Source organism: Micromonospora sp. NPDC047730 (assembly GCF_043204765.1).
In the GTDB taxonomy this organism is placed as follows: Bacteria; Actinomycetota; Actinomycetes; order Mycobacteriales; family Micromonosporaceae; genus Micromonospora.
The window spans coordinates 18,349-45,171 of record NZ_JBIDCU010000017.1; the positions used below are offsets into that span (position 1 = coordinate 18,349).

24 protein-coding genes and 1 pseudogene are annotated in these 26,823 nt (G+C 74.8%); 10 read left to right on the top strand and 15 right to left on the bottom strand.

The genetic code is table 11. The annotated features are described in order from the left end of the window. Positions 1–61: 61 nt before the first annotated feature. From ACGF5G_RS28605 to folP, 7 genes are all read right to left on the bottom strand, one after another. Complete coding sequence (locus tag ACGF5G_RS28605) at positions 62–559, bottom strand: hypothetical protein (protein WP_393268356.1); 498 nt, start codon at positions 557–559, stop codon at positions 62–64. 60 nt (positions 560–619) lie between these two features. Further along, entirely contained in the window at positions 620–934 is a 315-nt protein-coding gene (locus tag ACGF5G_RS28610; protein ID WP_393268358.1) for a hypothetical protein, read from the bottom strand. Positions 935–1,031: 97 nt separating this feature from the next. Continuing rightward, positions 1,032–2,246: an ABC transporter permease gene (locus ACGF5G_RS28615; RefSeq protein ID WP_393268360.1), complete on the bottom strand. Its 1,215-nt coding sequence runs from the start codon at positions 2,244–2,246 to the stop codon at positions 1,032–1,034. Between the two features lie 119 nt (positions 2,247–2,365). Then, a complete protein-coding gene (locus ACGF5G_RS28620) occupies positions 2,366–2,908 on the bottom strand; it encodes a DUF3180 domain-containing protein (RefSeq protein WP_393268362.1) in 543 nt (180 codons plus the stop codon). A 19-nt stretch (positions 2,909–2,927) separates the two neighbouring features. Next, on the bottom strand, positions 2,928–3,452 hold the full coding sequence (gene folK / locus ACGF5G_RS28625) for a 2-amino-4-hydroxy-6-hydroxymethyldihydropteridine diphosphokinase (protein WP_393268364.1): 525 nt from the start codon (positions 3,450–3,452) through the stop codon (positions 2,928–2,930). Then, a complete protein-coding gene (gene folB / locus ACGF5G_RS28630) occupies positions 3,449–3,814 on the bottom strand; it encodes a dihydroneopterin aldolase (protein ID WP_357703493.1) in 366 nt (121 codons plus the stop codon). Before folB ends, folK begins: the two co-directional genes overlap by 4 nt. Next, a complete protein-coding gene (gene folP / locus ACGF5G_RS28635; RefSeq protein WP_393268367.1) occupies positions 3,811–4,731 on the bottom strand; it encodes a dihydropteroate synthase in 921 nt (306 codons plus the stop codon). Before folP ends, folB begins: the two co-directional genes overlap by 4 nt. Positions 4,732–5,074: 343 nt before the next feature. On the opposite strand from folP, the gene ACGF5G_RS28640 reads away from it, so the two are divergent. From ACGF5G_RS28640 to ACGF5G_RS28670, 7 genes and pseudogenes are all read left to right on the top strand, one after another. Then, positions 5,075–5,389: a hypothetical protein gene (locus ACGF5G_RS28640; RefSeq protein ID WP_091101477.1), complete on the top strand. Its 315-nt coding sequence runs from the start codon at positions 5,075–5,077 to the stop codon at positions 5,387–5,389. Between the two features lie 13 nt (positions 5,390–5,402). Then, a complete protein-coding gene (locus ACGF5G_RS28645) occupies positions 5,403–5,765 on the top strand; it encodes a hypothetical protein (protein ID WP_088976442.1) in 363 nt (120 codons plus the stop codon). A gap of 49 nt (positions 5,766–5,814) precedes the next feature. Continuing rightward, positions 5,815–9,210: pseudogene (locus ACGF5G_RS28650) on the top strand (ATP-binding protein). Between the two features lies 1 nt (position 9,211). After that, positions 9,212–11,155: an MFS transporter gene (locus ACGF5G_RS28655; protein ID WP_393268369.1), complete on the top strand. Its 1,944-nt coding sequence runs from the start codon at positions 9,212–9,214 to the stop codon at positions 11,153–11,155. After that, positions 11,152–11,709, top strand: a complete 558-nt coding sequence (locus ACGF5G_RS28660; protein ID WP_393268372.1) for a hypothetical protein — start codon at positions 11,152–11,154, stop codon at positions 11,707–11,709. Before ACGF5G_RS28655 ends, ACGF5G_RS28660 begins: the two co-directional genes overlap by 4 nt. Continuing rightward, entirely contained in the window at positions 11,706–12,875 is a 1,170-nt protein-coding gene (locus ACGF5G_RS28665) for a M23 family metallopeptidase (protein WP_393268374.1), read from the top strand. The genes ACGF5G_RS28660 and ACGF5G_RS28665 overlap by 4 nt, the downstream gene beginning before the upstream one ends. A gap of 13 nt (positions 12,876–12,888) precedes the next feature. Beyond that, entirely contained in the window at positions 12,889–13,491 is a 603-nt protein-coding gene (locus tag ACGF5G_RS28670) for a hypothetical protein (RefSeq protein WP_393268377.1), read from the top strand. Positions 13,492–13,495: 4 nt separating this feature from the next. On the opposite strand, the gene ACGF5G_RS28675 is transcribed toward ACGF5G_RS28670, so the two are convergent. Continuing rightward, on the bottom strand, positions 13,496–14,059 hold the full coding sequence (locus ACGF5G_RS28675; RefSeq protein ID WP_393268379.1) for a hypothetical protein: 564 nt from the start codon (positions 14,057–14,059) through the stop codon (positions 13,496–13,498). Positions 14,060–14,254: 195 nt separating this feature from the next. On the opposite strand from ACGF5G_RS28675, the gene ACGF5G_RS28680 reads away from it, so the two are divergent. Then, on the top strand, positions 14,255–16,813 hold the full coding sequence (locus ACGF5G_RS28680; RefSeq protein ID WP_393268382.1) for an FtsK/SpoIIIE domain-containing protein: 2,559 nt from the start codon (positions 14,255–14,257) through the stop codon (positions 16,811–16,813). Further along, entirely contained in the window at positions 16,810–17,574 is a 765-nt protein-coding gene (locus tag ACGF5G_RS28685; RefSeq protein ID WP_393268384.1) for a hypothetical protein, read from the top strand. The genes ACGF5G_RS28680 and ACGF5G_RS28685 overlap by 4 nt, the downstream gene beginning before the upstream one ends. Positions 17,575–17,796: 222 nt before the next feature. Here ACGF5G_RS28685 and folE read toward each other — a convergent pair whose 3' ends face one another. The 4 genes from folE to ACGF5G_RS28705 all read right to left on the bottom strand — a co-directional run bounded on the left by folE (position 17,797) and on the right by ACGF5G_RS28705 (position 21,887). Continuing rightward, positions 17,797–18,462: a GTP cyclohydrolase I FolE gene (folE, locus tag ACGF5G_RS28690; protein WP_393268581.1), complete on the bottom strand. Its 666-nt coding sequence runs from the start codon at positions 18,460–18,462 to the stop codon at positions 17,797–17,799. A 38-nt stretch (positions 18,463–18,500) separates the two neighbouring features. Then, positions 18,501–20,531, bottom strand: coding sequence for an ATP-dependent zinc metalloprotease FtsH (ftsH, locus tag ACGF5G_RS28695; protein ID WP_393268387.1), 2,031 nt, complete (start codon positions 20,529–20,531; stop codon positions 18,501–18,503). A 434-nt stretch (positions 20,532–20,965) separates the two neighbouring features. Beyond that, positions 20,966–21,541, bottom strand: a complete 576-nt coding sequence (gene hpt / locus ACGF5G_RS28700; RefSeq protein ID WP_357456518.1) for a hypoxanthine phosphoribosyltransferase — start codon at positions 21,539–21,541, stop codon at positions 20,966–20,968. A gap of 100 nt (positions 21,542–21,641) precedes the next feature. Then, a complete protein-coding gene (locus ACGF5G_RS28705; protein WP_393268594.1) occupies positions 21,642–21,887 on the bottom strand; it encodes a hypothetical protein in 246 nt (81 codons plus the stop codon). Between the two features lie 42 nt (positions 21,888–21,929). Between ACGF5G_RS28705 and ACGF5G_RS28710 the strand changes: the two genes are divergently transcribed. After that, positions 21,930–22,889: a GlxA family transcriptional regulator gene (locus ACGF5G_RS28710; protein ID WP_393268390.1), complete on the top strand. Its 960-nt coding sequence runs from the start codon at positions 21,930–21,932 to the stop codon at positions 22,887–22,889. Between the two features lie 43 nt (positions 22,890–22,932). Here the strand turns inward: ACGF5G_RS28710 and tilS are convergent, their stop codons facing one another. The 3 genes from tilS to dacB form a co-directional block, all read right to left on the bottom strand. Beyond that, positions 22,933–23,925 (bottom strand): tRNA lysidine(34) synthetase TilS, encoded by a 993-nt coding sequence (tilS, locus tag ACGF5G_RS28715; RefSeq protein WP_393268393.1) that lies wholly within the window; start codon positions 23,923–23,925, stop codon positions 22,933–22,935. Positions 23,926–23,934: 9 nt separating this feature from the next. Next, positions 23,935–25,005: a zinc-dependent metalloprotease gene (locus ACGF5G_RS28720; RefSeq protein WP_393268395.1), complete on the bottom strand. Its 1,071-nt coding sequence runs from the start codon at positions 25,003–25,005 to the stop codon at positions 23,935–23,937. Between the two features lie 83 nt (positions 25,006–25,088). After that, positions 25,089–26,516 (bottom strand): D-alanyl-D-alanine carboxypeptidase/D-alanyl-D-alanine-endopeptidase, encoded by a 1,428-nt coding sequence (gene dacB, locus ACGF5G_RS28725; RefSeq protein ID WP_393268582.1) that lies wholly within the window; start codon positions 26,514–26,516, stop codon positions 25,089–25,091. Between the last annotated feature and the right edge of the window lie 307 nt (positions 26,517–26,823).

Genomic DNA, 26,823 nt, shown 5'->3' on the forward strand with positions numbered 1-26,823 from the left:
CCGGGAAGGGTCGCGGGCAGCGGGCCCGGGTCGGACGACGGGGGATCGTGGGCCGGCGGGGTCAGGCCCGGCCGCCGAGGCTGGCCGTGCCGACGATCCAGCCGGAGAGGAAGCCGTACGTCGCGCCGGTGCCGGCCGACTGGATGGCGGTGAGCAGCGCCGGATCGGGGCCGAGGAAGGCGGCGAGCAGCGAGGCGAAGCCGCCGGCCAGGACGTAGGCGGCCCAGCCGGAGAAGAACTGGCTCGCCGACCCCTGTACCCGGGCCACCTGCGTGGCGGGCAGCAGGTAGAGGAAGACCACCGCGAGGATCACCAGCAGGACGGCCCGCAGGTTCGCGACGAGCAGGCCGCCGGAGGCATCGCCGCCGTCGAACCGCCAGGCCGGCCAGGCGAGCAGTTGCAGGAACCAGCCGCCGGCGGAGGTGGGGTCGGTGCCGGCGGCCCAGCCGACGTACGCCGGGCTGCCGCAGACCGCGACCAGCAGGAACGCGGCGAGCGCGCCGGTGCCCGCCGCCGTCCCGTAGCGGCCGCCGGCCCGCGGCGGGTTGGTGAGCGCCATGATCGGATCAGTTCCCGGCGGACCTCGGGGAGCAAACCTGCCGGAGCCCGTCGGCCACCGTCACCTTCGCGGGTGCGTCATCAGGTAGTCGATGAAGGCGGCCCGCAGCAGCGGCGCCGACTCCTCGTAGCCGTGCCCGGTCAGCTCCCGCCACAGCGCCGCGGCCTCGTCGATCGTCGGCCCCACCGAGTTGGGCGCGCCGTCCAGGACGGCGGCCTCGTCCGCGTTCGGCAGGTGCCGCAGCACCGACCAGAAGAAGCCCACGTCGCGGCGCTCCCGGGCGACCGCGAAGGCCCGCTCCCGCAGCTCCTCAGTGGACAGCGCGTCGAGCTCCTCGAACGACGGGCCGGCGGAGGTCGATGGTGTGTCGGTCATGCCGACGAGCCTAACCGCCGAGATCACCGCCGGCAGGGTGGACGCGACACCGGCCGACACCGCCGGCCCGCCCCGCGGCCGGTCAGGGGGTGGCCGCTCAGCGGTCGTCGCTCTCCCACCGGCGGCGCCCGCTCTCCCACCGCGGCACGCTCCAGGGGTCCGCCGGGCTCTCGGTGGACTGCGCCGGCAGGGCGGGCGGCCAGTCGCCGACCGGGTCGGGCCGGGGCGCCGCCCAACCCGTGCCGATCCGGCCGTCCCCGACCGGGACCGGTTCCGCCGCCGCGCCGACCGCCGGCCGCCCGTACGCCTCGACCAGGCGGGTTACCAGCAGCCCCCCGCCGAGCGCCGCCGCGCCGACCGCCCACCGGCTCACCGTCCAGCCCCTGGCCTGCGCGTACGCGACGAAGACCGCGACCAGGCACACCGCCAGCAGGGTGCCTAACACGCCGCCCCGCCGGCCGTAGGCGCTGGTGCCGGCGAGCAGCGCCACGCCGACCGCCAGCACCGTCCAATCCAGCCCGGCGTCGGGCGCGACCGGCCCGGCGGCGCGGGTGGCGGTGAGCATGCCGGCGAGGGCGGCCAGCACGGTCGAGCAGACGAGCGCGCCGGAGACGACCACCGCCGCCACCACGCCGCGACGGCGGGCCGGGTCGACGACCGGGCGGAAGCGGCCGACCAGCCGGCGGACCGCCCGCACCGCCCCCAACAAGCCGCCGAGCACGACGACGGCCGCGAGCCCGGCGAAGAGGTGCAGCGCGCCGCGCCCCGGGTCGTAGTCACCCTGCGGGAGGACCGGCGCGGAGCGCTGCTCGATGTACACGACGACCCCCGCCGCACCGGCGAGGCTGGCGGCCCAGCCGGGGACGTGCAGCACCACCACGGCCAGCGCCAGGGCGAGCCCGCCCAGCGCGGCGACCGCCAGGGCCGGCCCGGCAGCCGCCGTGACGCCCCGGTCGCCCTGCTCGGCCATGTGCAGCGCGGCGGCGACCGCCACCGGGCCCACCGCCAGGTTCACCGCGGCGGTACGCAGGCTCAGCCCGGCGGCCAGCACCAGCAGCCCGAGCACGACCGCGTCCAGCAGCAGCGAGCGCAGCCCGGCGCCGCGCAGCGCGTCCGGGTTCTCCCGCCAGAGCAGGAACGTCCCGACGCCCAGCGTGACGAGGAGCAGCAACTCCCAGACGACGTGGACCGCGAACCGGTCCCGGCCGGGTTCCCCGTGCGCGGGGTCGTCGAAGACGTTCTCCAGGACGGCGGCCGGGATGCCGGACGACGGCTCGGTGGACGCGTCGCGCCCCGGTTCGTCGTACCCCATAGCCGCCGCCTCCCACGTGGCCGCTCGTCCAGGTCCGACGCGCGGGCGGGCCGGGGCGGCCGTTGCTCTCCGGTCGCAGGCACGCTACCCGTGCGGGAGGCCGGGCGTAACCCCCCGGATCAGCGCGGGCCGGGGCGGTTCTCCCGGTCGCCGGGCTCGCGGTCCTCGTCGTCCTCCTGCTCGGGGACGCGGCAGGCGCGCTCCAGCCAGAGCGCCGCCGCCACCAGGGCCAACCCGGCGAGCAGGCCGGCGCCGGCGACCGGCCGGTCGTCCATTGCGGCGTCCGTGCGCTCCACGAAGAGCCAGCCGGTCAGCCCGGCGTAGAAGCCGGCGAAGATCGCACCGGCCAGCGAGGACGCCTTGGCCAGCACCACGAACCGGGCGACCAGCAGCGGGTTGACCGGATCGCGGCCCGGCCGGCGCTCGATCCGCCCCCGGGTGTTGACCGCGGCGTACCCCTCCAGCACGGCGAGCGCGGCCAGGGTGACCACCGGCAGCCACGGCAGGTCGGGCAGGTAGTCGTAGTAGAGGGTGCTGATCAGCAGCCAGGCCACCGCGGCGGCGCCGAGGCCGGCCACCACCAGGGTGGAGATCCGGGTGGGGCCCATCCGGAACCGGTCCGGACCCGTCCCGCCCGGGCGTGGGGATCGCGCCTGCGTCATGCCGGCCGGCTCCACTGGGTCATGCCGTCGACTCTATCGCCAGATCCGGCCGGGGGCGCAGATCCAGGGCGTCGGCGGCGACCGGGCCGGTGTTGAGCAGGTCCGTCAGCCAACCGTGCCCGGGCAGCCGCCCGTACGGCTGGATGTCGATCCACGGCCGCAGCACGAACGCCCGCAGGTGCGCCCGGGGGTGCGGCAGGGTCAACTCCGGGTCGTCGCTGACCACCGGCTCGTCGTCGGCCCAGACGGCGATGACGTCGACGTCCAGGGTGCGCGGCCCGAAGCGCCGCCGCGGGTCGCGGGTCCGGCCCGCGACGCGCTCCGCCGCCCGGGCCCGCTCCAGCCAGTCGCGCGGCGTCGCGGCCGGGTCCTCGGCGAGCAGCACCGCGTTGAGGTACGCGGGCTGGTCCTGGTCCCCCCACGGTGGAGTCTCGTAGACGCCGGAGACCAGGAGCACGTCGTCGCCGAAGGCCGACACGGCGGAGCGCAGGTGCGCCAGCCGGTCGCCGAGGTTGCTGCCGAGGGAGAGGACGGCCCGGCTCACCGGCCGCGCCGCCGGGTCATGGTGACGGCCACGTCGGTGAAGGCGTGCGGGACGGGCGCCTCCGGCTTGTGCACGGTGACCGTGGCGACCTCGACCCTGGGGTCGGCCAGGCAGACGGTCAGCAGCCGGTCGGCGAGCGTCTCGATCAGGTTGACCGGCTCGCCGGTGACGACGGCGACCAGCCGCTCAGCCAGTTCGCCGTAGTGGACGGTGTCGCCCACCTCGTCGGAGCGCGCCGCCGGGGCCAGGTCCATCTCCAGCACGGCGTCGACGACGAAGTCCTGCCCCTGGGCGCGTTCGAAGTCGTACACCCCGTGCCGGCCGTGCGCCCGCAGGCCGGTCAGTTGGATGCGGTCGGTCATCGGTCTCCTCCGTGGTCGGCGGTGCCGCCCGCCCGGCCGGCGCCCGCGTGGGCCGGGCGGGCCGCGCCGGTGGTCGGGGGCGTCAGGCGGGGCGCGCCGGTGGCCCGCCAGACGGCGAGCGCGTCCGCGGTGGCGCGGACGTCGTGCACACGGACGCCCCAGGCGCCGGCCGCCACCGCGAGCAGGCTGGTGGCGACGGTGGCCGCGTCCCGGCCGTCCGTGGGGCGGGGGGCGTCGTCGGGGCCGGCCAGCAGCCGACCCAGGTACGCCTTGCGGCTGGACGCGAAGAGCAGCGGGAAGCCCAGCTCCAGCAGCTCGGGCAGGCGGGCGCTCAGCTCCCAGTTGTGCGCGGCCGTCTTGGCGAAGCCGAGCCCCGGGTCGATCACGATGCGGTCGGCGGCGACACCGGCCCGCAGCGCCTCGTCGACACGCCGGCCCAGCTCGGCGCGGACGTCGGCGACCACGTCGGTGTAACGGGCCAGCTCGCCCATCTCGCGGGCGTGGCCGCGCCAGTGCATCAGCACCCAGGGGCAGCCGGCGTCCCGGACCACCCGGGCCATGTCGGGGTCGGCGAGGCCGCCGGAGACGTCGTTGACCACCGCCGCGCCGGCGGCGAGGGCCGCCTCGGCGACCCGCGCGCGGGTGGTGTCGATGCTGATCGGCACGCCGGCGGCGGCCAGCTCCCGGACGACCGGCAGCACCCGGGCCGTCTCGGTGTCGGCGTCGACCCGGTCGGAGCCGGGCCGGGTGGACTCCCCGCCCACGTCCACCAAGTGGGCGCCGTCGGCCCGCAGCCGCACGCCGTGTCCGACGGCGGCATCGAGGTCGGCGTACCGTCCGCCGTCGGAGAACGAGTCGGGCGTGACGTTGAGAACGCCCATCACCACCGGGGCCGAGGCCCGTACCAGATCGGTCACGACTAGACGGTACCGGTCGGCCGGAGCACCCCGGGCGGGCCGGGTCGAGGGCGGTGACATGCGCATTCGAACGGGTGTACGATCGGTCGTCCGGGTCGAATCGGGCAGACTCTTCGCGGCTTGTCGCATTGAGGGCCTGCCCGTACGCTTTGGAATTGCCCGGCATCGAGATGGCGAAGCCTGGAGGGAGGGCCGAAGCGGGAAAATCCGCCCAAAGCTCACCACCCTCCGTGGTGGGTAACGAACGCAGGGTCGTCGACGCTGCGGCTAGTGAGCACCGTTCCCGCCAGGCATGCCTACTGCACCACCGCGGCGCCGCCGGCCGCGACTTGGGGAGGTTCCAGTGATCGCCATCGAGCTGATGGAGACGGTGACGTCCGCCGCCGCCCACACGCTCTCCACCCTGGCGTCGACTCCACTCGCCGAGCCCGCGCCCAAGGGCATCGACACCGAGGGTGTCGTCACGTTCTTCGCCAGCAAGATCGCTCCGATCCTGCTGGCCGTGCTGGGCGTCATCTTCATCGGGCGGGCCAGCCGGGGCGAGATCTCCAAGGTGCTGACCAGCTCGGCCATCGCGATCGTCGGGCTCGCCTTCATCGCCGGAGCCGCCACACTCTTCTTCATCGGCGACTACCTGATCGACCTGATCTTCGAATAGGCGCGGGCACGACATGCGGCTGCGCACCGACGACGACATCTACCGGGCTCGCCTGGTCTACCTCGGGCCGCCCGGCTACACCCTTCCGGTCCACCTGCCCTACGCCCAGTACGGGCTGTTCATGCTGCTCGTCCCCCTCTACATGTTCATCCACTGGTTGTTCACGCTGCAGGTCGAGCTCTTCCCGGCCTGGGAGATCGCGCTGGCCATCGTGACCACCTCGTTCATCTTCCGGTACGTCGACCCGGACCGGCCGGCGCGCATGGTGATCCGCACCGCGCTGACCGACTGGCGGCGGACCCGGGAGCCGGCCGCCGAGCAGCGGGACCCCCGCCTGGTCGGCAGCCGGATCAGGATCCGGGAGGAACTGGCATGACCGGGCGTACGCCGATCAGGCAGTCGCACGACGCGGGTGAGGCGGTCGCATGAGTCGCTCTTCCACGCCGGGTTCCCCGGCCGGGCGTCCGGCCGCCCCGCACGGTAACCGTGCGCGGTCGTTCGACTACCCGGACGAGCCCGAGCGGGACGAGGTCGCCCTCGACCCGGCCCTCGTGACCACCCCCGGGCACGGCGGCGTCGGCGTCTTCCAGGCGCCCCGCCCGGTGCAGCGCCGGACGCCGCCGGTCGACCCGGGGCCACCGGCCGACAGCGCCGACATCGACTCGCCCTTCCTCGACCTGTTCGGAGGGGCGCGCCCCGGCACGCGGCCCGCCACGCCGCCTCGGGTCGGCGGGCGGGAGCACGCGGCCATCCCGCAGCAGCCGGCCGCCGTCGAGCCGGCCCCGGCCGCCGCCCCGGCCCCGCCGCGCGCCGCCCGGCCGCCCGCCCGTTCCACCGGCACAGCCGACCGGGCACCCGCGGTGGAACCGCCGCCGGCGGACGCCGACGACGAGCCCCCGGCCGTCGCGTACGAGCAGCCGGTCGTCGCGTACGAGCCATCCGCCGTCGCGTACGAGCCCCCCGCGGTCGCGTACGAGCCCCCGGCGGTCGCCCACGAGCCGCCGGCCCGGGCGGTCCGGGTGCCGCACCAGCCCGGGGACCGGCTGCCGACGCTCCGCCCACCGGCGGACGAGGCGGCGGCCGGCGTGACCCCGCCGCCCCCACCGGCGCCACTCGACCCGGCGCCCCCAGAGCGGCCGTCGCGGCGGGCCGGGGAGCGGCTGCCGGAGCGCACGGGGCGGGACGTGACGCCGCCGCGCCAGCGCTCCGCCGGCCGGCGCGACCAGCCCACCAAGCCGGTCCGCGTCAAGCCGCCGAAGATCAAGTTCGGCGACCGGGACCCGGCGGTCGAGCTGGCCATCACCGAGATCGCCGGCCACCTCACCTTCACCCCGAACACCGTCACCGCCTGGTATTGGCTGCCGGAGGTGCGCTGGGCGTTCCGGCCGGACGCGGAGCGGGAGGCGCTGCTCTCGGCGATCTCCGAGCAGTACGCCGGCCTGGCCGGCTTCCGGCTGCACCTGCGGCGCACCACCCGGCCCTTCCCGGCCGACGAGTGGGCCCGCACCATCGACACGCACACCCGGTCCCCGCTGCCCGACGTCCCGGGCACCGCCGGCTGGGCCGACCACCTGGTGGCCGCGCAGCGGCACCTGCTCTCGGTCAACCACGCCGAGGGGCAGACCTACCTCGGCGTCACCTTCGCCCGCCGCTCCCTCGGCGACTCGCTCACCGAACGCCTGCTGCGCACCTTCGGTCGCGGCGTGGCCGAGGGCGAGCGCCGCAAGCTCGGGCGCACCGTCGAGCAGTTCGACGAGGTGCTGGGCGCGTTCGGCATGCGCGGACGACGAGTCACCGCGCAGGAGTTGGAATGGCTGCTCTACCGCTCCGTGGCGCTCTGCATGGCGCCCCCCGGCCGGCTCTCCCCGATCACCGACGGCCGGTGGGAACGCGGCGACCTGCTCGCCCTCACAGAGCAGGTGGAGCGCTACCGCACCCCGTACGGTTCCACCGTCAAGCTGGTCAACCGCATGACCGGCGAGGAGCGGCACGTCGCCGTGCTGGCGGTGGGCCGGATGGAACCGCTGGAGATCCCCGAGCGGCACGAGCCGTGGCTGCACTTCCACGAGCGGCTGCCCTGGCCGATGGAGCTCTCCACCCGGGTCGACATCCTCGGCTCCGGCGACTCCTTCCGTAACCTCGAGCACCGGCTCCGGATGATCCGCTCCCAGCAGCTCGACTACGCCGAACACGGCATCGACGCCCCGCCCGAGCTGGAGCGGCTGGCCAAGCGGGCCCTGGTGATCGGCGACGAGATGACGACCGGCCTGCCGGTCGACTCCGCCCGGGCGCACGGCTGGCACCGGATCGCCGTCGGCGGGCGGACCCGCGAGGAGTGCCTGGAGCGAGCCCGGCGGCTGATCCAGCTCTACTCCCGGGAGCTGCGCATCTCGCTGCAACACCCGAAGAACCAGGACTGGCTGGCCCGCGAGTTCATCCCCGGCGAGCCGATCGCCAACACCGGCTACGTCCGGCGGATGCCGGTCAACCTGCTCGCCGCCGCCCTCCCGCAGGCCGCCTCCACGGTCGGCGACCGGCGCGGCGACCTGATCGGGCGGACGGCGGGCACCTGCCGCCGGCCCGTCTTCCTCGACCTGCACTTCCCGATGGAGGTGCGCGAACGCTCCGGCCTCGCCGTCTTCGTCGCCGAACCGGGCGGCGGCAAGTCCACCCTGCTCGGCGCCCTCGGCTACCTCGCGGCCCGGCGCGGCGTCCAGGTGACGCTGCTCGACCCGTCCGGCCCGCTGGCCCGGCTGTGCGCCATGCCCGAGCTGCGGCCGTACTCGCGGGTGCTGAACCTGACCGGCTCCGAGCACGGCACCCTGGCGCCGTACTCGCTGATCCCGACCCCGCTGCGCACCGAGTTCGGCAGCGGAGCGGCGGGCGACCGGGAGTTCGAGATCGCCGTCTCCAACGCCCGCGCCGAGCGGCGGATGCTCGTCCAGGACATCTGCATGATGCTGGTGCCGCCGCAGGTGGCCCGCGAGGCGTCCACCGCCACCCTGTTCCGGCACGCCGTTCGCCAGGTGCCGGCGGAGGAGACCTCCACCCTGGACGACGTGGTCGCCTGCCTCAGCCAACTCGACGACGACGCCGGCAGGGAACTGGCCAACCTGCTGCTGGACACCGCCGAGATGCCGCTGGCCATGCTCTTCTTCGGCCGGCCGCCGGAGGGGCTGCTCGGCGCGGACGCGGCGCTCACCGTGATCACCATGGCCGGGTTGCGGCTGCCCGACCTGAAGATCGAGCGGGAGTACTGGTCGGCCGAGGAGGCGCTCGCCCTGCCGATGCTGCACACCGCGCACCGGCTGGCCGTACGCCGCTGCTACGGCGGGTCGATGTCGTCCCGCAAGCTCGTCGGCCTGGACGAGGCGCACTTCATGGAGGGGTGGCGCTCCGGCCGCTCCTTCCTGGTCCGGCTCGCCCGCGACTCCCGCAAGTGGAACCTCGCCGCGCTGGTGGCCTCGCAGAACCCGCGCGACATCCTCGGCCTCGACGTGCAGAACCTGGTCTCGACCGTCTTCGTCGGCCGGATCGCCGAGGACGCGGAGATCGCCTCGGAAGCGCTGCGCCTGCTGCGGGTGCCGGTCGACGACGGCTACGAGGCCACCCTCGCCTCGCTCTCCACCGCCGACGCGACCTCCGCCACCCGGCTCGGCTTCCGCGAGTTCGTCATGCGGGACGTCGACGGTCGGGTGCAGAAGGTCCGGGTCGACGTCTCGTACGTCGACGGGCTGCTGGACCACCTCGACACCACTCCCGCCGCGATCGCCGCGGCCGCCGGGGTACTGCCGGCCGTCCTGCCGGATCTGGAGGCGTGACATGGCCGGGGCCCGGGCACGGCTGGCGGCGTTCCTTCTCGCACTCGGCGTACTCGCCGGGGCAACGATCGGCTGGCCGGCCCTCGGCGCCGCCGCGGCCGCCCCGGCACCGCTGACCGCCCAGGCTTCGGCGGACCTCTGCACCACTCCGGAGTGGCAGGCCGACTTCCGCGCCTGCGTCGCCAAGCTCAAGGATGTCGCCGAGGACGACGTCAAGTGCCGGAACGCCCCGACCCCCGGCGCCCCGGACTCCGGGCTCGCCGGCTGGTTCGCCTCGCGTCCGGAGTCGGCCACGAAGCCGGGCCCGAAGGGCTTCTACAGCGACTACGGCTACGCCGGTTACAGCTACTCGACGTACGACGTCGACAGCGGCTGCGCGACTGCGGTGCTACACCCGGACTACAAGTTCACCAACACGGTGGCCAACGGCGAGTTCATGATGGCCACGGCGATCGTCGGCGCCTCGAACGCGCTCCGGGAGCGCGCCTGGGATCCGCGCTCGATGTGGGGCTGGGCGGACCCGCTGGTGGACCAGGCGACCAAGGCCGTCTACCAGAAGGTGTTCAGCGTCTTCGGCATCGTCACGCTCTGCGTGGTCGGTCTCTACCTGCTCTGGCGCTCCCGCCAGTCCGACATGAGCAACGCGATGACCACGGCGGGCTGGGCGCTGCTGGTGATGGTGGCGGTGACCGCCCTGGCCGCCTGGCCCGTCAAGTCGGCGAACATCGCCGACGGCACCCTCGTCACCACCCTGGGCGTGGTGCACGACGCTGTCGGCCCGGCTTCCAAGGACACCCCACCCAGCCAGTGCGACGACCCGAACCCCGAGGCGTGCAAGGACAACCGTCCGCCCGCCGTCCGGGCCAGTGACACGGCGACCGAGGCCATGCTCTACCGCAACTGGCTGCGGGGGGTGCTCGGCTCGGCCGACAGCGAGACCGCCAAGAAGTACGGCCCGGCTCTGTACGACGCGAAGTCGCTCTCGTGGGAGGAAGCGGCGAAGCTCCGGTCGAATCCGGCCACCCGCGAGGCCACCATCAAGGCGAAGCAGCAGCAGTGGGCCAGGGTGGCGCAGCAGATCGAGACCGAGGACCCGGAGGCGTACGAGTACCTCCAAGGGGTCCGGGACATGGACCGGATCGGGGCCGGGTTCATCGCGGTGCTCGCCGCCGTGCTCTTCGCGATGTTCGACCTGACTGCCTCGTTGCTGGTGCTGCTGGGCTTCCTGATCTTCCGCTGGGCGGTGATCGCCGCGCCGATCCTCGGCACGGTGGGCCTGCTGCGACCGGCCAGCGCCGGGCTGCGCCGGCTGGGAAACGCGGTGGTCGCCGCCGTCTTCAACATCGCCATCTTCGGCACCGGCGCCGCCATCTACCTCTTCGCGGTGGACCTGATCATGAGCACGCCGACGCTGCCGGGCTGGCTCCAGGTGGTGCTGGTCTGGCTCTGTGGTGTGGTCGGCTGGCTGCTCCTGCGCCCCTACCGCCGGATAACCCAGCTCGGCGGCAAGGACAGCAGCGAGGCGGTCAGTTCGGCCGGCTCCTGGCACCGGCGCTTCTTCCGGGACATGCGCACGGCCGCCCGGCTCGACGTGGCGGAGCCCGGCGGTACGGCCGAGCCGGCGATGGGCCGGCGTCGCGCCGTCGTGGCGGAGAAGAGCACCCTGCGGCCGGAGGCCCGCCGGGAGGACCCGTCGCACGCCCGCACGGGTGGCGATCAGGAGCGGCAGCGGCCGGACGGCCAAGAGTCGGCCGCCGAGGCGCCGGAAACCGCGGAACGGGAGACTCCCCGCCCGGTCGCGCCCCGGCCTCGTCGGCGCCAGCCAGCCGCGTGGACCGAGCCGGACGTGCCCGACGAGAACCCGTCATTCGTCATCTACCGTCCGGGCTCGGCCGAGCGTGAGCCGGCACGGCCCGCGCCGCGGATCCGCTCCGAGGCGCGGTGAGTGCGGTGCGTCGGGCCGTCGAATTCCTCGTCACCCGGGTGCTGCGGTCCCGGTTCGGCATCGCGCTCGCTCTCGCCGTGGTCGTGTTCGGGGTCATCGGGGCGGCCCGGCTGGTCTCTGGTCCCGGCGACCCGACGGGCGGGCTCAGCAACCGTCCGAGCCGACCCATCACCACGGTCGCCCCGACCGCCGGTGACGACGGGGCGTTCTCGACGGGCGCTCCCCCGTCTCCGGTCACGCGCGCGGGTGAGCCGACGCCGGAGGAGATCGCCGAGCGCTTCGTCGCGGCGTGGCTGGGCAAGCCGGGCGTCACGGCGGACCAGTGGCAGGAGGGGCTGCGTCCCCTGTCGACTCCGGCGCTGACCGAGAAACTGGCGGGCGCCGACCCGTCGGGGGTGCCGGCCGGGCAGGTCAAAGGTGACGTCACGCTCCGGTCCCGGACCGAGAACTTCGTCGAGGTGCTGGTCCCGCTAGACGCGGGCCGGCTCCGCCTCGAACTGGTGGCGCCCGACGGGCGGTGGCTGGTGGACGCGGTGGACTGGGAGCAGGCATGAACGACGAGACCCGACCGCGCCCTCGACAGCTCCGGCTCGGCGCCCTGGCCGCCGCGCTGACCGCGACGTTCGCCCTCCTCTGCTGCACCGGCGGCGCAGGCGCCTTCTTCCTCACCGAACTCGGCGGTGACGCGGATGACCGGATGGTGTCGGCCAGCCTGGACTGCACGGAGGACTTCCGGGTCGACATCCAGGGCAGCATGCCCCGAATGTCCCAGTACGGCGAAGTCGAACTCCGCAACGCCGCTCGGATCATCAAGGTCGGGCAGGAGATGAAGGTTCCGCCGCGCGGCTGGGTCATCGCCGTGGCGACCGCCATGCAGGAGTCCCGGCTGCGCAACCTGGCGAACTCGACCGTCGGCGAATCCGAGAACCTGCCCAACGAGGGCATGGGGGCCGACCACGACTCTGTCGGCCTCTTCCAGCAGCGGGCCAGCTGGGGCAGCGTCGCCCAGCGGATGACGCCCGAGTACGCCGCCCGGAAGTTCTACGAGAAGCTGGTCAAGGTACCCGGCTGGGAGCGGATGCCGCTGACGCGAGCCGCCCAGGCGGTGCAGATCAGCGCCTTCCCGGACGCCTACGCCAAGCACGAGGAAATCGCCTCGCAGATCGTCAACGCCCTGGCCGGTGGTGCGGCCCGGACCGTGCTCGTCGGCGGGAAGCAGGCATGTGACCGCGCTGCCGGCGGGGAGATCGCCGCCTCGGGTTGGACGGCGCCCATCCCGGGCGGCGTCGGGTCGGGCTTCCGCACGGCGAGCCGGCCCGGGCACAACGGGGTAGACATCGCCGCCCCGAAGGGCACCCTGATCCGGGTCGCCGCCACCGGCCGCGTCCTGGTCTCCCGTTGCGACCCGGACAATCGCGGACGGCTCAGCTGCAACGCCGACGGTTGGCCGGACAAGGGCGGCTGTGGCTGGTTCGTCGACGTCCTGCACGCCGGCGGGTTCATCACCCGCTACTGCCACATGGTGAGCAAGCCCCGGGTCTCCGTCGGCCAGACCGTCCAAGCCGGCGAGGTCATCGGCGAGGTGGGCAGCAGCGGCAACTCCTCCGGCCCGCACCTGCACTTCGAGGTGCACAAGGACGAGGATCGCAGCAGCCGGGGCGCGATCAACCCGGTGCCGTTCATGCGGTCGCGGGGTGCGCCGCTCAAGGGCGCGGCGTGAGGCGCCAGCCGTCATGAACGAGCCGCTCCCCGACCCGTTCGCCGACCAGCCCGACTGGGCCCCCCGGCCGCCCCGGCCGATCGAGATCGTGCCGGCCACCGGGCGGGTCGAGCTGCGCGGGCGGCGGGTCCTGGTCGGCCTGCCCGGGCTCGGCTGGCGCGGTGACCTGCGGGCCGACGAGCGGGTGGTGCAGGGCAGCCGTACCTACGTCCCCGTGCTCCCCGAGCACGAGTGGTACCGGGCGGAGTCCGACCAGGTGGAGGTGTTCGCGCCGCTGGTTCCGGTGGAGCGGGTCTGGGTGGAGACGGTGGGGAGCCGGCGGCCGGACACGTCGGTGGACCGCGAGGCGGGCGTCCGTCTCGTCTCCCTGGACGCCCCGGCTCACCGTGTGCCGACCCCGGTCTTCGAGGCGGACGCCGTCACCGGCCGCCGGGTCGTACACGTCGTGGAGTCTGTCGAGCACCGGGACCTGCGGGCGGTCACCGAAACCTACTCGGGCGCCGACGGGGACATCTGCGTGCGGGTCACGCCTGAAGTGGAGTGGTACCGCTGGGCCTGGCGGGGCCAGTCACCGACCACACTGGAGGTCCCGGTCCACCTGCTCTGGATCGAGTGACGGTTCAGGCCGTTTTCCGGCCAGCACAAACCCGCCATCCTTCTTCGCCGTCCATCACGTCGAACACCCAGTCCTCTCGGCGACTGCTACGGGGCTGCCCGTTGGCGGAGCTGGAGATGGAGAGGGTTGTGGCGACCGATTCGCCCTCTCCGGTCTCGGTCCGAGTGAGAGGTCCCCAGCTGACTCGCACCACGACACCGAAGTTGGCCTCGCGCTGCTCGATCTCCTTGCGCAGGCCGGACAACGTGCTCAGCCCGGTGTCTTCCTCGCAGGTGAAAAGCTCGGCGCGGGTGTCGTTGCGATCCACGAGGAAGGCCCGAAGGTAGTTGTCCACCACCACGTCGGGCGCGCTGCGGTCGGGAGCGGCCGCGCGGTTGTAGAGGACGTATCCGGCGGCCACGCCGCCGAGACAGAGCGCCGCGAGGATGCTCGCGACGACCGTGAGCACAGTGCGCGCCCGTCGCCTCGGCCGCTCCGGCGCCGGGGCCGGCGACGGCGGCGCCAGGTGGTCGGAGGGGGGCCGTTGCGCCGGTACGCGGGAGACCTGGGAACCGGCGGGGGGCTGCACTGATTCCACCCTCTGAGGCTAGCGGCTGGGTGCCGGAGACCCAATGCCCCAGATGCAGCGGATCGTGACGGACCACTCCCCTCTGGTGAGATCCACGACAACACCGGCGCAGCGCCGCCGCGCATCCCGGACGAGCCGCTCCGGCTGGGTTACCGTCTCTGCGCGGGGAGGGGTTGCCAACCTCGGACAGAGGGGGTGGACGCGGTGACCGGTCCGAAGGCACGGACGAACCGCGCCGCCGCACTGCACCGGCAGGCCGCCGCCACCGCGACCGCCGCCGCCGGCATCCTCGACGACACCCGTCCCGTTCCCGCCGACCAGCACCGCCAGTACGAGCTGGCCGACCGCCTCCGGTCCGCGGCGGCGGTGCTGGCCCCCGGCTGGGCGGGCGCTCCCCTGGAGGCGGTCGTCCCGACCGCACCCGCCGGCGAGGGGCCGCCCGCCTTCGTCCGGGTCGGCACGGCGGCGCCGCTGGACGACGCGCGCTTCCCAGCGCTGGTGCCGCTGCTCGGCACGGGGCATCTCGCCGTGGACGCCGACGCCCGGGATCCCCGGGTGGCGGGGCTGCTCCGGTCCGTACTGCTGCGGCTGCTGGCGGCGACCCCGGCCGGGGCGCTGCTGGTCCGCGCGGTGGACGCGACGGGTGCGACGCTGGAGCCGTTCGCGGCGCTCGCCGACGCGGGCCTGCTGCCGCCCCCGGCGGTGGACGTCGCGGGCCTGCGGGCCGTGCTCACCGAGGCCGAGCAGTGGGTGGCCCCGGGGGCGAGCGGGCGTCGCCGGCACGACCGGACACTGCTGCTGGTGATCGCGGCACTGCCCGACCTGACGGGCCCCACCGACCTGACCCGGGTGGAAGCGCTGGCCGAGCAGGGCCGGTCCGCCGGGCTGCACCTCGTGGTGGCCGGCTGGCCCCCGGCGGGCCCGTACGCCGATCGTGCCCCGCTGCCGCAGGCGACCACGCTGGCGATCCGCAACGCGTACGCGCTGCTGGGGGATCCGCCGGGCGGGTCGTTCGCGGGCCCCGGCGCGGAGCCTCCGGGCGGGTTGAACTCGCCGGTCTTCGTCGAGGCGGATCCGCCCGGCGACCTCGTCGACGCGGTGTGTCGCCGGTTGGCCGCGCAGGTGGAGGCGGGTTCCCGGCTGGCCCTGACTGACCTGCTGCCGCCGCCCGACGAGGAGTTGTGGACGGCGACCGCGGCCGACGGGCTCGCGACGACCGTCGGCGACGCGGGCGGGCGGGCGGTGTCGCTCGGGTTCACCGAGCTGACCCCGCACTGGCTGGTCAGCGGCCGCTCCGGCGCGGGCCGGTCCACCTTCCTCACCACGGCGCTGCTCGGTCTGGCCGCCCGGTACGGTCCCGAGGAGCTGGCCCTCTACCTGGTGGACCTCGCCGACGCCGAGTCCTTCGTGGAGTTCCTCCAGACCGAGCGGGACCGGTCGTGGATCCCGCAGGTCCGGGCCGCGGCGATGGCGGCCGACCGGGAGTACGTGCTGAGCCTGCTCGACGAGCTGACGGCGGAGGTGCGCCGCCGCGAGGAGGCTGGCGGCCGGGCGGGCGGGCAGCGCTTCGCCGAGCTGCGGCAGCACCGCGCGATGCCCCGGATCGTCTGCGTGCTGGACAATCTTCCGCTGCTCTTCGCCGAGCGGGACCGGCTGGCCGTGGACGCCGCCGCCCGGCTGGACACGTTGGCCCGCACGGGGCGCGCGTACGGGGTGCACCTGGTGCTGGCCGGCGAGGGCGACCTGGGGTTGGGCTCGCGTACGGACCGCGACTCGGTGCTGGGGCAGTTCCCGGTGCGGGTGGCGCTGCCCGGCGGGGGCGCGGTGCTGGAGCCGACCAACGACTCGGCGGCGGGGCTGCCGGTGGGCAGCGCGGTGGTGAACACCGCGGGCGGGCTCGGCGGGCCCCGGGGCGCCATCCGGGGGCACGAGCGGATGGTCCGCTTCCCGGACCCGCAGGACCATCCCGACACGGTCGGGGAGCTGCGGCAGCGGCTCTGGTCGGCGCGACCGGAGGGGTCCGCCCCGCCGGTGGTCTTCGCCGGTTACGCCCGCCCGCTGCTGCGTAACGATCCGCGGCACCGGGCCGCGCTGGCCGGGCGGGCGTCCGGCCCCGCCGCCCTGCTGGGCCGGGCCGTGGACGTGCCCCGGAGCACGGTCGCGGTGCCGCTGGGGCCGGCCCCGGGGCGCAACCTGGCTGTCCTCGGCCCCGGCCCGGAGGCGGCCCGGCTGCTGGCCACGGCGGCGCGCAGCACCGCCGCCCACCACGCGCCGGGGACGGCCCGCTTCGTGCTCGCCGCGCCGGGCGACGACTGCCGCCCGCTGGCCGATGCGCTGGCGGCCGAGCTGGCCGGGCGGCACCCGGTCGAGACGGTGGACGCCGCCGGCCTGCTCGCCGCCGTGGACGCCGCCGAGCCGGCATACCTGGTGGTCTTCGGCCTGGATGTGTTGTCGCCGGAGCAGTTGCCCCCGGAGCGGCTGCGCGCGCTGTTGCGGGAGGGCCCGCCCGCCGGGCGGCACCTGCTCGGCCACTGGCGCACGGCGCCGTCCTTCGCGGCGCTGCTGGAGCCCGACGGCGAGGTCGACAAGCTCGCGGCGGTGGCGGTGGTGGACCTGCCCGGCGCCCAGCTCGCGTCGGTCTTCGGCCGGCCGGTGGAGTGGCGGCCCCGCCCTGGCCGGGCGGTGCTCTGGGACGGGCCGGGCGAGCAGGGCACGGTGCTGGTTCCCTTCGCGGAGCAGGGAGAGCCGACATGACCCGCAGCGGGGCGCGGAGCAGGCCGGCGCACGCCGGGCCGGGACGCCAGCGGTCCGCCGCCGGGCCGCCGCCGGGTGGGCCCGAGGCGGCGGCGCCGTCGGGGGCCGTCGCGGGCGGCGACCCGGTGTCCGCCGCGTGGACCGACTACCTCGCCGCCGCCCGGCAGCTCGACGGGGTACGCCGGGACGCGGCCACCGCTGCCGGTGAGCAGGCCCGGTCGGTGCAGGCTGCCCGCGAGGAGCTGACCGCCGTCCGCACCCGACTCGCGGCGCAGGAGACCCGGCTGCGCGAGCGGGGCGTACCACCGATCTCGCTGGTCCCGACGCCGCCTGAGCTGACCGAGGCGGCCCGGTCGATGGCGGGCGGGCCGGCCGCGGTGCTGTCCGCGCTCCGCGCCGCCCGGGGCCGCGCGGACGCCGCGGACGCCACGCTGGCCGCGCGCGGCCTGCCCCGCCTGGCCGCCTGGCCGGCGCGCCCGCGCAACCTGCTGCTGTACGCGCCGCTGGCCCTGCTGGTGCCGCTGATCCAGGTGGCGCTGTTCGTGGCGACCGGTCCCGGGGCGGCGAGCGTGGCGGCGCTGCTCTGCGGGCTGCCGATGCCGGCGGTGGCGTTCGCGGCGGGCTGGCTCGGCGTCGGGCGGCTCTTCCCGGCCGGGGAGGGTGGCCGGGTGGACCGGACGGCCCGGCTCGGCGCGCTGGTGTGCCTGGTCCCGGCGGTGCTGGTCAGCGCGGGCCTGCTGCTCGCGATGCTGGCCGGCTGAGCGGGCCGCCGCGCGGGCCCGGAAAGGCAAGTTGTTGGCCGGCCGAGCAGAGCCGCCGCGCGCCCGGATAGGCAAGTTGTTGGCCGGCCGAGCGGAGCCGTCGCGCGGGCCCGGACAGGCAAGTTGCTGGCCGGCTGAGCGGGGCCGTCACGCGGCGTCCGGACACGCGAGCGGCCGGCCGACCCGGAGTGCGGGTCGACCGGCCGGTCGGGTCGGTCGCGGTCAGCGGGGGATGATCAGCGCCATCGCCTCGGCCCGCGACTTGGCGTCGTGCTGGAGCGTGCCCCGCACGGCCGAGGTGATGGTCTGGGCACCCGACTTCTGGATGCCACGCATCGCCATGCACATGTGCTCGCACTCGAGCACCACCACCACGCCGCGCGGCGCGAGCCGCTCCATCAGCAGGTCGGCGATCTGCGAGGTGAGCCGCTCCTGGACCTGCGGCCGCCGGGCGAAGACCTCGACCAGCCGGGCCAGCTTGGACAGGCCGGTGATCCGGCCGTCCGGCCCCGGGATGTAGCCGATGTGGGCGCTGCCCCGGAACGGCAGCAGGTGGTGCTCGCACAGGCTCATCACGTCGATGTCCCGGACCAGCACCAGCTCCTGGTGGTTGGCCTCGAAGGTGGTGCTGAGCACCTGGGCCGGGTCGACCCGCAGGCCGGCGAAGAGCTCGGCGTACGCGCGGGCCACCCGGGCCGGGGTCTGCTGGAGCCCGTCGCGGTCCGGGTCCTCCCCGACGGCGATGAGGATCTCGCGGACCGCCTTCTCGATCCGCCCGAGGTCCACGGTGTCCTCGACGGGTCGGCCGGTGAGCTTGCCGCTGATCAGGCGTGCGGCCACGTAGTCGAGGCCGTCGTCGCCATCGGGCTCGGTCGCGGAGACGGCCAGTCCCCGGTCGTCCCGGGAACTGGCCGTCGGGTCGGTGCTCAGTGCGTACCGTCCGAGTTGTTCGAGCTGGTCGAGGTGGTGCCGCCGACCGTCGCCTGGGCGCCGTCGGCCTGGGCCTGCACCTTGAGCGCCTCCTTCTCGGCCGGCGTGAGCACCGGCGGCTCGGTGGAGGGCTGGCGCTTGCCGAAGCCGTTGTACGGCGCCATCGGCGGCCGCTTGGCCACCCGGGCGCAGATCCGGGCCATGTCGGCGGTGGAGAGGGTCTCCTTCTCCATCAGCTCCAGCACGATGTTGTCCAGGACGTCCCGGTATTCCACCAGGATCTCCCAGGCCTCGTCGTGGGCCAGCTCGATCAGCGCCCGCATCTCGCCGTCGATCTCGGCGGCGACGGCGTCGGAGTAGTCCCGCTCGTGGCCCATGTTGCGGCCGAGGAACGGCTCGTCGCCGCTGGTGCCGTACTTGATCGCGCCGAGCTTGGAGCTCATGCCGTACTGCGTGATCATCGCGCGGGCCAGCTGGGTGGCCTTCTCGATGTCGTTGCCGGCGCCGGTGGTCGGCTCGTGGAAGACCAGTTCCTCGGCGGCCCGGCCACCCAGCGCGTACGCCAGGGTGTCGACCATCTCGGCGCGGGTCTGGGTGTACTTGTCCTCGGTGGGGAGCACCAGGGTGTGGCCCAGCGACCGGCCGCGGGACAGGATCGTCACCTTGTGCACCGGCGCGGCGTGCGGCAGTGCCCAGGCGACCAGCGCGTGCCCACCCTCGTGGTACGCGGTGATCTTCTTCTCCTGGTCGCTCATCACCCGGGTCCGGCGCTGCGGACCGGCGATCACCCGGTCGATCGACTCCTCCAGGGAGTCGTTGCTGATCGCCCGCTGGTCCTTGCGGGCCGTGAGCAGCGCGGCCTCGTTGATGACGTTGGCCAGGTCGGCGCCGCTGAAGCCCGGGGTGCGCCGGGCCACCGAGTCGAGGTCGACGTCGGGGGTGAACGGCTTGCCCTTGGCGTGCACCCGCAGGATCGCCTTGCGGCCCTCCATGTCAGGGGCGTCCACCGGGATCTGCCGGTCGAAGCGGCCCGGGCGCAGCAGCGCCGGGTCGAGGATGTCCGGCCGGTTGGTGGCGGCGATCAGGATGACCCCGCCCTTGGTGTCGAAGCCGTCCATCTCGACCAGCAGCTGGTTGAGGGTCTGCTCGCGCTCGTCGTGGCCGCCGCCCATGCCGGCGCCGCGGTGCCGGCCGACGGCGTCGATCTCGTCGACGAAGACGATCGCCGGGGCGTTCGCCTTGGCCTGCTCGAAGAGGTCGCGGACCCGGCTCGCGCCGACACCGACGAACATCTCGACGAAGTCGGAGCCGGAGATCGAGTAGAACGGCACCCCGGCCTCGCCGGCGACGGCGCGGGCCAGCAGCGTCTTACCCGTGCCGGGCGGGCCGAAGAGCAGCACGCCCTTCGGGATCTTGGCGCCCAGGGCCTGGTACTTCGCCGGATTCTGCAGGAAGTCCTTGATCTCGTGCAGCTCCTCGACGGCCTCCTCGGCGCCGGCCACGTCCGCGAACGTGGTCTTCGGCGTGTCCTTGGTGATCATCTTCGCCTTGGACTTGCCGAAGTTGAGCACCCGGGAGCCGCCGCCCTGCATCTGCGACATGAAGAAGAGCAGCAGGAGCACCAGCAGGGCGATCGGGAGCAGGTTGACCAGCAGGCTCACCCAGATGCTGTCGGACGACACCTTGGCGTCGGCCGGCCCGGTGACCCGGTTGTTGGCCTTGGCCTCGAGGACCTCGTTCCAGACCTCGTCGCCGACCTCGTAGGGGAACTGCGCCTCGATCCGGTCGGTGGTGGTGTCACCGAACTTGGTCTTCTCGGCCAGGTCGAGCTGGATCGTCTGTTCCTTGTCCTGGAAGACGACCTTCTTGATCGCGGGCTTGCCGGTGTTGAGCTGGTCGAGCGCAACGGAAGTGTCCACCCGGTGGTAGCTGGGACCAGCGGTGAACAGTTGACTGAGCACAACGGCGCCGAGGATGACCAGGATGATCCAGACCACCGGTCGGCGGAAGAAACGCGTACGTTCCATGCTGTTGTCGAGCGCCGAGGCGCCCGCATCCTCCTGATCGACGTCCTGTCCGTCTGATGGTGTCGCCGCCTGCGGCGGCCCGAGCCGCCGTGCGGGCCGACTCGACCCCGAGGCGCGAAGTTTGCCGCGCCGCGGTCATTCGACGGTACACCGTGTGCGCGAGGAGTGAGCTTGCGAGCCCCGCAGTCGCGCACGAACGGAACATCGTGCGCGCGCGGAGCGAGCTCGCGAGCCCAGCAGCTGCGCGTCGGGCGGACCGGGTCCAGCCGACGTGACGGGAGCCCCGCGCCCGGCCGCCCGACCGCCCGGTCGCCCGGTCCTGCGGTTCGAGGGTCGGGCGTGGAGGATGCCTCCACGCCACCGACCTATACCGTAGTCCGACTGGCTGAGAGCCCGCTGAACGTCCGCTCGATGGACGCCGATGCGAGAGGGGCTCAGGCCCGGGCGTAGACCTCGGGCTTGAGTACGCCGACGTACGGCAGCTCGCGGTAGCGCTCGTCGAAGTCGAGGCCGTAGCCGACGACGAACTCGGTGGGGATGTCGAAGCCGACGTACTTCACCGGCACCGGCACCTTGACCGCGTCCGGCTTGCGGAACAGCGCGACGACCTCGACGCTGGCCGCCGAGCGGGACTCCAGGTAGCGCAGCAGCCAGGAGAGGGTCAGGCCGGAGTCGACGATGTCCTCGACGACGACCACGTGCCGGCCGGCGATGTCCCGGTCCAGGTCCTTGAGGATGCGGACCACGCCGGAGGAGGTGGTGCCCTGGCCGTAGGAGGAGATGGCCATGAAGTCCAGCTCGGCGGGCGGCCCGTTGCGGCCCAGCGCCCGGGCGAAGTCGGCCATGAACATCACCGCGCCCTTGAGCACGCAGACCAGCAGGAGCCCGTCATCGACGTCGGCGTAGTCCGCCGAGACCTGCTTGGCGAGTTCCGCAGTCTTCTCGCGGATCTGCGCCTCGGAGATGATCACGTGGTCGATGTCGGCGTCGTACCAGGAGCCGTCAGCCATGGCTCCTAGCCTGCCGTACGCCGGATGGCCTCCGTCGGCGGGGCCGCCCCTTTTGGAGCGGTCCCGCACGGGATGAAGTGCGCGAAGGTCACCAATCACCTCAGCAGGTACGCGACCGCCAGCGGCGGCCGTCGTCGGTCGGCTTCCAGTCGGCCGAGTCCCGGCTGTCGGCGGTGAGGCCGGCAGCCGAGGCCACGGCGAGGAGAAGGAAGAAGAAGAGGAAGAACAGGAACTCCATGGCGGCGCTCGCTTTCGCACGGTTGCTGTCGGTTTCGCCGCCGGTGCGCACCGGACTACACCCAGTCTGCGCCGAGCACCACAGGCCGGACAGCGGCAGGAATGCCACTCCCCCTCGATTTCCTGCCACCCGCGCGGTTACCCTCGTCACATGCTCCGCTCGGTCGCCGTCCTCGCCCTGGACCGGGTCGCCCCGTTCGAGCTCGGCGTCCTCGCCGAGGTCTTCGGCACCGACCGCACCGCCGACGGGTTCCCCGGCTACCGGTTCCACGTGTGCAGCCCCGACGGCGGGCCGGTCCGCACCACGTCGGGCTTCCAGCTGACCCCACACGCGGACCTCGGGCCGGCGGAGGACGCGGACCTGGTCGCCGTGCCGGCCCACGAGCACGGCTCCACGGTGCCGGCCCCGGTGCTCGATGCGCTGCGCCGGGCCGCCGCCCGCGGGGCGTACGTGTTCAGCGTCTGCTCCGGAGCGTTCGTGCTGGGCGAGGCCGGCCTGCTCGACGGCCGGGAGTGCACCACCCACTGGCGGTACGTCGACGAGCTGCAACGCCGCCACCCGACGGCGAAGGTCCGGTGCAACTCGCTCTACGTGCAGGACGACCGCCTCATCACCAGCGCCGGCACGGCGGCCGGCATCGACGCCTGCCTGCACCTGGTCCGCCAGGAGCACGGCTCGGCGACGGCCACCCGGCTGGCCCGCCGGATGGTGGTCCCCCCGCACCGCGACGGCGGGCAGTCCCAGTACGTCGAGGCCCCCATTCCGAGGACCCCCGAGGCACCCACCCTGGAGCCGGTGCTGGAGTGGCTGATGGGACACCTGGACCGGCCGGTGACCGTGGACGAGTTGGCCGCCCGGGCCGGGATGGCCCCGCGCACGTTCGCCCGGCGGTTCCGGGCCGAGACGGGCACCACGCCACACGACTGGCTGACCAACCAGCGGGTGCTGCTGGCCCGCCGGCTGCTGGAGGAGACCCGGCTCAGCGTGGAGGCGGTCGCCGACCGGGCCGGCTTCGGCGACGCGGCGGCGCTGCGGCACCACTTCACCCGCCGCGTCGGCGCCACGCCGCAGACCTACCGGGCCACCTTCCGCGACCGCGTCGGGGTCTGAGCCGCCCCTCCCTCGGTCCAGCCGCGCTGCGGTGACACACCCGTCAGCGGGGGACGACGGGGGTGAGCCGGCCGTCGCGGCGGACCACCCGCAGCCCGCCCGGCAGGTACGCCGCCCCCTGCCCCCGCCAGCCGGTGACCAGCGTTTCCAGCGCGGCCACGTGCCGGTGCGACAGGGCGGTGGGCGGGGCGCCCAGCTCCCGGGCCCAGGCGTGCAGCACCCGGCCGCGCACCGCCGGCGACAGGGTGGCCAGGGCACCCACCGAGAGCCCCCCGTCGGGGTGGCGGACGTCGGCCAGCGCGGCGACGGCCAACTCGTCGAGGACGGCGTTGTCCGCCGCCACCAGCCGGGCCGTCCGGGCCAGGTTGTCCAGCACCCCGGGCCCGAGCGCGCGGACCAGGGCGGGCAGCACGTCGGCCCGCACCCGGGCGCGGGCGTACGAGGGGTCGGCGTTGTGCGGGTCCTCCCACGGGCTCAGCCCGAGCACCGCACACGCCTTGCGGGTCTGTTCCCGGCCGACCTCCAGCAGCGGGCGCAGCAGGGGCACCCCGTCGAGGTCCCGCCGGGCTGGCATCCCGGCCAGGCCGCGCGGGCCGGCCCCACGGGCGAGCGCGAGCAGCACGGTCTCCGCCTGATCGTCGCGGGTGTGCCCGGTGAGCACCGCCGCCGCCCCGTACCGGCCGCCCGACTCGGCGAGCGCCCGGTAGCGGGCCTCGCGGGCGGCCGCCTCGGGCCCGCCCGGTCGCCCGGCGACGTCGACCCGCACCGACTCGACCGGCGCCAGGCCGATCTCGCGGGCCCACGCCGCCACCGCCGCGGCCCGCTGCGCCGAGCCCTCCTGGAGGCCGTGGTCGACCGTCACCAGGCCGGCGGCGCGACCCAGCCGGGGCGCCACGAACGCGGTCGCGGCGGCCAGCGCGAGCGAGTCCGCCCCACCCGAGCAGGCGACCAGCACCGGGCCCCCGGGCGGCAGGTCGGCCAGTGCGCGGCGGACCGCCACCCGGATCGCGGCCACCGGCGGGGCGAGCGCGGCCACGGCGTACGGTCAGCCCGTGGCCTGGACCGGACCGACCGGCCCGTGTACCCGGGCCACCCAGGCGTCCGGGTCACCCAGCTCCTCCAGCCGGGGCAGGGTGAGCGGCGAACCGAAGATCTTGTTGAAGCCGTCCATGCCGACCCGGTCGACCACCCCGTGCACGAACTTGCGGCCCTCGGCGTACTGGCGCATCTTGACCTCCACGCCGAGCAGCCGCCGGATGGCCTTCTCCAGCGGGTTGCCGGCCTCCCGGCGCCGGTTGAAGCCCGCCCGGATCCGCTCGACGCTCGGGATCACCTCCGGGCCGACGCCGTCCATGACGAACTCGGCGTGCCCCTCCAGCAGGGTCATCAGCGCGGTGAGCCGGTCCAGCACAGCCCGCTGCGCCGGGGTCTGCACGATGTCCAACACGCTGGTGCGGCTCTCCGGGTCCTTCACCGCGTCGGCGAGGGTGGCCACGCCCCGGCGCAGCCGCTCCAGCAGGTGCTCGCCGCCGCTCGACGACGCGTCCACGAAGGCCTGCACCTCGCTGAGGAAGTACGCCCGCATCCAGGGCACGGCGGTGAACTGGGTCCGGTGGGTCACCTCGTGCAGGCAGACCCAGAGCCGGAAGTCGCGGGGATCGGCCTCCAGCTTCCGCTCCACCTCGACGATGTTCGGCGCGACCAGCAGCAACTGCCCGGGGTCGGCGGAGAACACCTCGTACTGGCCGAGGACCCGGCCGGAGAGGTACGCCAGCACGGTGCCGGCCTGCACGCCGGTCAGCCGGGAGCCGATCGCCTCGGTCAGCGGGCCGGGCTGCTTGTCCTTCGTGAGCCGGCCGACCAGCGGCGTGATCACCTCGCGCAGCCCGGCGATGTTGGCGGCCGCCCAGTCCCGGCGGTCCACCACCCGCACCGGCGGGTGCGACACCTGCGAGCGCAGCCCCGTGTAGTCGGCGACGTGCCCCGCCGCCTCGTCGGTCAGCCGCCGCAGGTCGCCGACGACGTCGGTGGCCTCGGCGTACGACACCCGGGGGCCCGACTTGCCCAGTGCCCCCGCGGTCGCGGCGGCCAGATCCCAGTCCACGAACTGCGCCATGCACCCACCGTACCCGCGCCGGGACACCCCGGCCCGGGCTCGCGTCGGCGTGATCGACGCCGGTCGCGCCCTGCCCTGTCCGGTCAGCGGCAGCCGCAGCCGGCCAGGGCGGCGCCGATCCGGTCCAGCGCCACCCGGGCGGCCTCCAGGCCGTCCGGCGGCACCGCGTCGGTGAGCACCGCGAAGGTGAGCAGCCGCCCGTCGGCGGTGCTGACCACGCCGGCGATCGCGTGCACCTTGGTCAGGGTGCCGGTCTTGGCCCGGACCACCCCGGCGCCGGCCTTCGTCGCCGCCGTGCCGTACCGGTCGGCGAGGGTGCCCGACCAGTCGGCCACGGGCAGGCCGCCGAAGATCGCGGCCAGTTCGGGGCGGCTGCCGTCGCCGGCGAGCGTGATCAGGTCGGTGAGCAGTGAGGGGCTGATCCGGTTGCTGCGCGACAGCCCGCTGCCGTCGGCGAGGGACAGCTCGTCGGCCGGCAGGCCCAGCTCCCCCGCCACCGCGTCCATCGCCGCACCGGCGCCCTCGAAGGAGGCGGGCTCGTTGCGAGCCAGCGCGACCTGACGGGCCAGCGCCTCGGCGATGATGTTGTCGCTGTCGCTGATCATGATGTCGACCAGCCGGACCATCGGCAGCGACTCCACCTTGCCCAGCTCGGCGCCGGGCCCGGGCGTGCCGGTGGCGGCGGCGCCGTCCGCGGCGGGAGCGGTGCCGCGCTTCACCGTGTCGGCCGGCACGCCGAGCAGCCGGGCGAAGGCCCGGCCGGCCGCGAGGTCGGGCTGCGTCGCCCGCTCGGCCCAGTGGTTGCCGGCAGCGTCGTCCTTCTTGGCGCGCGGCACGTCGCTGCGGGCGCCGTCGGTCATCAGCGCGGTGATCGCGCCGCCGTAACCGCCGGTGGGGATGTCCTCGTCCCACCCCGGCTCGTGGACGGGGCCGGAGTAGAGCGACGAGTCGACCGTCACCTTCGTCGGCTCCGTGCCGCCGAGCGCCGTGCGCACCTGGGCGGCGAGGTCGTCCAGGCGCGCCGCCCCGGCGTAGAAGCCCTTCTTGTCGACCGCCAGCGTCGGGTCGCCGCCGCCGACGAGCACCACCTCGCCGGGGTTCGGGCCGGCGACCGCCCGGGTCGGGATGCGGTACGCGGGGCCGCGCGCGGCGAGCACCGTCACGCCGGTCACCAGCTTGGTCACCGAGGCGGGCACGGTGCCGTCGTCCTCGCCCTGGCCGAAGAGCGGCTGGCCGGTGACCACGTCGGCCACCGAGACGTTGACCCGGTCGCCGAGCGCGGGCACGTCCACCAGCGGGGCGAGCGCGGCGCGTACCTTCTCGGGGGTGGGCAGCGGGGCGTTCGCGTCCGCGCCGGACAGCACCGCCACGGGCGCCGGCTCCGCCGCCTGCGCCGCCCTCCGGTCGGCCGGCTCGTCGCCCAGCCACTCGGCGACGGGGCCCGGCCGGACCACGGCGATCCCGACGGCGGCGAGCACGAGCACGAGCACCGCGGCCAGCGCGACGGGCAGGACCCGGCGGCGCGCCGGGCCGGACGCCGGGGGCGCGGCCGGGGGCGGGGCGCCCGGGCCGGGCGGTCCGCCGACGGGGCGGGTCGCGGCGGCGGCCCAGAGGTCGGTCGGCCCGGGCGGCGGGCCGTACGCGGCCGGGCCGGCGTCGCCGGGGGACCCGGGCGTGCGGGGAAGGTGGGCGTCGGGCACCGGGAAGCGCCCGGTGGCCCCGCCGGAAGCAGATCGCCCGGTCCCCCGTCCAGCACCGGCCTCCGGGCGGTAGTGTGAATCTTCCCTCCCCACGACCCCCTCCTCCCCCCGCGAAATC

What these genes read in the sequence shown, in the direction of transcription:
- folB (WP_357703493.1), bottom strand. Translation starts at nt 3,814, where the DNA reads ATGACCGACCGCATCCAACTGACCGGCCTGCGGGCGCACGGCCGGCAC.
- ACGF5G_RS28685 (WP_393268384.1), top strand. Translation starts at nt 16,810, where the DNA reads ATGACCCGCAGCGGGGCGCGGAGCAGGCCGGCGCACGCCGGGCCGGGA.
- ACGF5G_RS28720 (WP_393268395.1), bottom strand. Translation starts at nt 25,005, where the DNA reads ATGGCGCAGTTCGTGGACTGGGATCTGGCCGCCGCGACCGCGGGGGCA.
- ACGF5G_RS28655 (WP_393268369.1), top strand. Translation starts at nt 9,212, where the DNA reads ATGGCCGGGGCCCGGGCACGGCTGGCGGCGTTCCTTCTCGCACTCGGC.
- ACGF5G_RS28610 (WP_393268358.1), bottom strand. Translation starts at nt 934, where the DNA reads ATGACCGACACACCATCGACCTCCGCCGGCCCGTCGTTCGAGGAGCTC.
- hpt (WP_357456518.1), bottom strand. Translation starts at nt 21,541, where the DNA reads ATGGCTGACGGCTCCTGGTACGACGCCGACATCGACCACGTGATCATC.
- ACGF5G_RS28710 (WP_393268390.1), top strand. Translation starts at nt 21,930, where the DNA reads ATGCTCCGCTCGGTCGCCGTCCTCGCCCTGGACCGGGTCGCCCCGTTC.
- ACGF5G_RS28670 (WP_393268377.1), top strand. Translation starts at nt 12,889, where the DNA reads ATGAACGAGCCGCTCCCCGACCCGTTCGCCGACCAGCCCGACTGGGCC.
- ACGF5G_RS28620 (WP_393268362.1), bottom strand. Translation starts at nt 2,908, where the DNA reads ATGACGCAGGCGCGATCCCCACGCCCGGGCGGGACGGGTCCGGACCGG.
- ACGF5G_RS28665 (WP_393268374.1), top strand. Translation starts at nt 11,706, where the DNA reads ATGAACGACGAGACCCGACCGCGCCCTCGACAGCTCCGGCTCGGCGCC.
- ftsH (WP_393268387.1), bottom strand. Translation starts at nt 20,531, where the DNA reads ATGGAACGTACGCGTTTCTTCCGCCGACCGGTGGTCTGGATCATCCTG.
- ACGF5G_RS28645 (WP_088976442.1), top strand. Translation starts at nt 5,403, where the DNA reads ATGCGGCTGCGCACCGACGACGACATCTACCGGGCTCGCCTGGTCTAC.
- ACGF5G_RS28615 (WP_393268360.1), bottom strand. Translation starts at nt 2,246, where the DNA reads ATGGGGTACGACGAACCGGGGCGCGACGCGTCCACCGAGCCGTCGTCC.
- ACGF5G_RS28605 (WP_393268356.1), bottom strand. Translation starts at nt 559, where the DNA reads ATGGCGCTCACCAACCCGCCGCGGGCCGGCGGCCGCTACGGGACGGCG.